The 4,473-nt window shown below is 68.1% G+C and carries 6 protein-coding genes; 5 read left to right on the top strand and 1 reads right to left on the bottom strand.

Annotation, left to right across the window (positions count from 1 at the left end; all coding sequences use genetic code 11):
* Positions 1 to 70: 70 nt before the first annotated feature.
* Both fdxB and GBZ26_RS27400 read left to right on the top strand, forming a co-directional pair.
* Positions 71 to 364, top strand: coding sequence for a ferredoxin III, nif-specific (gene fdxB, locus GBZ26_RS27405; RefSeq protein ID WP_094305894.1), 294 nt, complete (start codon positions 71 to 73; stop codon positions 362 to 364).
* 41 nt (positions 365 to 405) lie between these two features.
* Positions 406 to 996, top strand: coding sequence for a nitrogen fixation protein NifQ (locus GBZ26_RS27400; RefSeq protein WP_174441518.1), 591 nt, complete (start codon positions 406 to 408; stop codon positions 994 to 996).
* 38 nt (positions 997 to 1,034) lie between these two features.
* On the opposite strand, the gene GBZ26_RS27395 is transcribed toward GBZ26_RS27400, so the two are convergent.
* Complete coding sequence (locus GBZ26_RS27395) at positions 1,035 to 1,532, bottom strand: hypothetical protein (RefSeq protein ID WP_174441517.1); 498 nt, start codon at positions 1,530 to 1,532, stop codon at positions 1,035 to 1,037.
* A 280-nt stretch (positions 1,533 to 1,812) separates the two neighbouring features.
* On the opposite strand from GBZ26_RS27395, the gene GBZ26_RS27390 reads away from it, so the two are divergent.
* The 3 genes from GBZ26_RS27390 to nifS are packed head-to-tail and all read left to right on the top strand — an operon-like array spanning position 1,813 to position 4,368.
* On the top strand, positions 1,813 to 2,193 hold the full coding sequence (locus GBZ26_RS27390; protein ID WP_137102562.1) for a HesB/IscA family protein: 381 nt from the start codon (positions 1,813 to 1,815) through the stop codon (positions 2,191 to 2,193).
* 48 nt (positions 2,194 to 2,241) lie between these two features.
* Positions 2,242 to 3,159, top strand: coding sequence for a Fe-S cluster assembly protein NifU (gene nifU, locus GBZ26_RS27385; protein ID WP_174441516.1), 918 nt, complete (start codon positions 2,242 to 2,244; stop codon positions 3,157 to 3,159).
* Between the two features lie 3 nt (positions 3,160 to 3,162).
* Positions 3,163 to 4,368, top strand: a complete 1,206-nt coding sequence (nifS, locus tag GBZ26_RS27380) for a cysteine desulfurase NifS (RefSeq protein WP_174441515.1) — start codon at positions 3,163 to 3,165, stop codon at positions 4,366 to 4,368.
* Positions 4,369 to 4,473: the final 105 nt, after the last annotated feature.

The raw sequence follows: 4,473 nt of genomic DNA, 5'->3' as shown, positions 1-4,473 counted from the left end.
GTTAGGGAGGGGGCAACGGCAACACCCACCCCCACCAAACAACACACCAAGCCCGATTGAGGAGCAGACGATGGCTGAGTTCGTGACCGGCACCACCCGCGGCGGCGCCGCCTGGACGCCGAAATTCGTGGAAAGCGTCGACCAGAAGATGTGCATCGGCTGCGGCCGCTGCTTCAAGGTCTGCGGCCGCGACGTGCTGGAGCTGATCGGCATCACCGAGGACGGCGACATCGTCGACGCCTTCGACGACGAGGCCGAGAAGAAGGTCATGAGCGTCAAGAACGCCGGCAACTGCATCGGCTGCGAGAGCTGCGGCAAGGTCTGCTCCAAGAACTGCATCACCCACTTGCCCCAGGCGGCCTGACGGCCGCCGACCCTGTCTGACCACCCCCGGAGAACGGAGCCATGGGCATCCTGCACGCCGCCCCGCCGGGGGCGGGCGACACCACGCGGCTGTACCGTTGGCTGACCGACCGCCAAGGACGCTGCAACGTCTTCGACGCGCATCTGTTCGCCTGCATCCTGGCCCGCCGCTGGCCGGCGGGTCCGGGCGCGTTGGGACTGGACGACCGGGCGCTCGGCCAGCTTCTCGACCGCTACTTTCCCGGCGCCTTCACGGCCGGCCTTCCGGTGCCCGACAGCTCGCCCACCCCCTTGCCGCCGCTTCTCCGGAGCGAGGCGGACGACATCGCCGCCCTCCTGCTCGCCCACCGCACGCTGGGCATCGAGGAGGAGGAATGGCTGGCCACTCTCATCGCACGGGCGATGTTGGACGATGGTGAACTGTGGCGCGACCTCGGGCTGGCCGGCCCGAGCCATCTCGCGGCGCTGATGGAGCGCCATTTCGAATCGCTGGCTCTGCTGAACGCCACCGGCGCGCGCTGGAAGGCTTTTCTCTACCGCTTCCTCTGCGCCCGGGACGGGCTGATCCCCTGCGGCGCGCCGGTCTGCCGCGATTGCGGCGCGGAGGCCGTGTGCTTCGGGGCGGGTGACTGACCGGGTCCGATCCGTCTGTCACCCATCCCTTTCCCGGATTACTCGTCCCCCACGCCCTTCGCCAACGCGGCGATGACGCCGTAGCCGACCTGATCCTGCGGGTCGATCTCCACCAGTTTGGCAAGGATCGCCGTCGCCTCCTCCACCCGCTCGCTGCGCAGGGTGATGAAGGCCAGCGCCTTCAGGGTGAACAGGGTGAAGCGCGGCGGCCCTTCCTTCGTCCACTCCGTGCTGTCGGCGCGCAGGCTCCGCCAATCGCCGGGATAGCCGCCCTCGCGCGCCGCCGCGTCCAGCCCGATCATCGCTACGCGCTCCGCGTCCGCAAAGCGCTTGCGGTTGAAGTAGAATTTGTAGAGCGCGTAGAAGACCGGAAGGACGCGCGGACCCGTCCGGTGGGCCTCCCACAGCAGGGCCTCGCAAGCCGCGGCGTCGGGCCGGGCCTTCACGGCCTCCTGGAGCTTCTCATCGATGTGCTCGGGCACCTCGCCGAAGGCCATGCACCCGTTGGACATCCGCAGTTCGACCGGCCGCTCCATCACCCGTTCCCTTCCATTGTTGTGCGAAACCGTGCGCCCGACCGACAATTCTGTATGAGCCGCAAGCGGGCTTCGCAAAAGCCCATAAATAAATTGTGCGTCCTTTCGTCGCAGGATGTCATAAACCCGACAGGGGGCCGACCTGACAATTGTCGGGAAAGCATCAGCCCACCAATCTGACAATCCATAAAAATCAACAGCTTATGAATTGGCACACCGCTTGCTGTTTCACCGCCAAGATCGGTCGGCATGCCCGACGGAGCATTTGGAGGCGGCAGACATGGTGACCCTGACGGATGCGGCGGTGAACACCCTGGAGCGCGTGCTGGCGAAGTCCGGCGGCGCCGCGGCCGGCCTGCGCATCGCGGTGGCCGACGGCGGCTGCGCCGGCATGAAGTACCAGATGGGCCTGGAGGCCACGGCGGGCGACGAGGACGCCGTGCTCACCTTCGGCCCGGTGACGATCTTCGTCGATCCGACCAGCCAGCCCTTCCTGACCGGTGTGGTGGTCGATTTCGTCGAAGGGGTCGAGGGCGCGGGCTTCAAGTTCGACAACCCCAACGCCACGGGCAGCTGCGGCTGCGGCAAGTCCTTCTCGGCGGGTCCGGGGGGCAGCTGCTCCTCCGCGCCGTCGGCCGGCGGCTGCGGCACCGCCCACTAACCCCGAACACTCTCCCCCCACCCGGTAACGCGGGAAAGGCAAGGCGTCATGTGGAACTACACCGACAAGGTCAAGGAACACTTCTTCAACCCGAAGAACGCCGGCGCGCTGGATGAGGCGAACGCCGTGGGCGAGGTCGGGTCGATCACCTGCGGCGACGCCCTGAAGCTGATGATGAAGGTCAACCCCGACAGCCAGGTCATCGAGGACGCGAAGTTCCAGACCTTCGGCTGCGGCTCGGCCATCGCGTCCTCGTCGGCGCTGACGGAGATGATCATCGGCAAGACGGTGGACGAGGCGCTGGCCGTCACCAACCGCGACATCGCCGAGTATCTGGGCGGCCTGCCGCCGGAGAAGATGCACTGTTCGGTCATGGGCGCCGAGGCGCTCCGCGCCGCCATCGCCAACTTCAAGGGCGAGGAGTGGGTCGACGACCACGAGGAAGGCGAGCTGGTCTGCAAGTGCTTCGGCATCGACGTGGCGATGATCGAGCGCGCGGTGACCGTCAACAGCCTGACCACGCTGGAGGAGGTCACCCACTACACCAAGGCCGGCGGCTCCTGCCAGACCTGCCACGAGAAGATCGAGGAGGTGCTGGAGGCCGTGCTCGCCAAGACCGGCGCGCTGGCCCCGCCCAAGGCCCACGCCCCCGGCACGGTCGGGCTTGACGCCATCAAGCCGCTGGCCCCAAAGGCCGAGGCCGCCCCGGCGAAGCTCACGAACGTGCAACGCATGCAGAAGATCATGCTCGCCATCGAGGAGCTGCGCCCGCAGATCCAGCGCGACGGCGGCGACGTGGAGCTGGTGGACATCGACGGCAAGGACATCTACGTCCGGCTGTCCGGTGCCTGCTCCGGCTGTTCGCAGTCCGCCGGCACCATGATGGGCGTGCAGGCCAAGCTGGTCGAGGCGCTGGGCGAGTTCGTCCGCGTCAAGCCCGCCTCCCTCCTGCCGGTGGGGGCCTGAGCCATGACCGCGCAAGGCATTTACCTCGACAACAACGCCACCACCCGCGTCGATCCGGAGGTGCTGGCGGAGATGCTGCCGCTGTTCACCGAGCAGTTCGGCAACCCCTCCTCCATGCACGGCTTCGGCGCCGCGGTGGGCGGCAAGATCGAATGGGCGCGCAAGCAGGTGCAGGCGCTGCTCGGCGCCGCCCATGACAGCGAGATCGTCTTCACCTCCGGCGGCACGGAGAGCGACAACACCGCCATCCTGTCGGTGCTGGAGGCCTATCCGAAGAAGAAAAGCATCGTCACCAGCGTGGTCGAGCATCCCGCCGTCCTGGCGCTGTGCGACTATCTGGAGAAGAAGCGCGGCTACACCGTCCACCGCATCGGCGTGGACAACCGGGGCAACCTCGACCTCGACGCCTACAAGGCGGCGCTGGGGCCGGACGTCGCCATCGTCTCGATCATGTGGGCGAACAACGAGACCGGGACGATCTTCCCGATCGAGGAGCTGGCCCAGCTCGCCAAGGCGGCGGGAGCGGTGTTCCACACCGACGCGGTGCAGGCGGTCGGCAAGATCCCGATGACGCTCGCCACCAGCGCTGTGGACATGCTGTCGCTGTCCGGCCACAAGCTGCACGCGCCCAAGGGCATCGGCGCGCTCTACGTCAAGCGCGGCCTGCGCTTCCGCCCGATGCTGCGCGGCGGCCACCAGGAGCGCTCGCGCCGCGCCGGCACGGAGAACGCGCCGGGCATCGTCGGGCTGGGAGCGGCCGCACAGCTGGCCCTGCTGCACATGACCGATGAGAACACGCGGGTGAAGGCGCTGCGCGATAAGCTGGAGCAGGCCATCCTGGCCGCCGTCCCGAACTGCTTCGTCACCGGCAACCCGGCCAACCGCCTGCCCAACACCTGCAACGTCGCCTTCGAATACATCGAGGGCGAGGCGATCCTCCTGCTGCTAAACGAGGCCGGCATCGCCGCCTCGTCGGGGTCGGCCTGCACCTCCGGGTCGCTGGAGCCGAGCCACGTGATGCGGGCGATGGGCGTGCCCTACACCGCCGCCCACGGCGCCACCCGCTTCTCCCTGTCGCGCGAGACAACCGAGGAGGAGATCGACCGGGTGATCGCGGTGGTCCCCGGCATCATCGCGAAGCTGCGCTCGCTGTCGCCCTACTGGTCGCAGGCGGGCGCGCCGAAGGAGTTCGCACCCGTCTACTCGTAACCCCGGGATCGCAGGCCGGGCCGGGTCCGCGCCCCGGCAACCCGCCCGACGACACCCGCCGGGACGCGGACCCGGCCCGGCCTGCGATCTCGGTGTTACGAGTAG

The sequence above is a fragment of the Azospirillum formosense genome (assembly GCF_013340925.1).
GTDB classification, from domain to species: domain Bacteria; phylum Pseudomonadota; class Alphaproteobacteria; order Azospirillales; family Azospirillaceae; genus Azospirillum; species Azospirillum formosense.
The sequence above is the reverse complement of the archived record's forward strand: the minus strand, read 5'-3'. Positions and strand labels throughout refer to the sequence as shown.

Coding starts and splice junctions, on each gene's coding strand:
- GBZ26_RS27400 (WP_174441518.1), top strand. CDS start 406: ATGGGCATCCTGCACGCCGCCCCGCCGGGGGCGGGCGACACCACGCGG.
- GBZ26_RS27395 (WP_174441517.1), bottom strand. CDS start 1,532: ATGGAGCGGCCGGTCGAACTGCGGATGTCCAACGGGTGCATGGCCTTC.
- nifU (WP_174441516.1), top strand. CDS start 2,242: ATGTGGAACTACACCGACAAGGTCAAGGAACACTTCTTCAACCCGAAG.
- GBZ26_RS27390 (WP_137102562.1), top strand. CDS start 1,813: ATGGTGACCCTGACGGATGCGGCGGTGAACACCCTGGAGCGCGTGCTG.
- nifS (WP_174441515.1), top strand. CDS start 3,163: ATGACCGCGCAAGGCATTTACCTCGACAACAACGCCACCACCCGCGTC.
- fdxB (WP_094305894.1), top strand. CDS start 71: ATGGCTGAGTTCGTGACCGGCACCACCCGCGGCGGCGCCGCCTGGACG.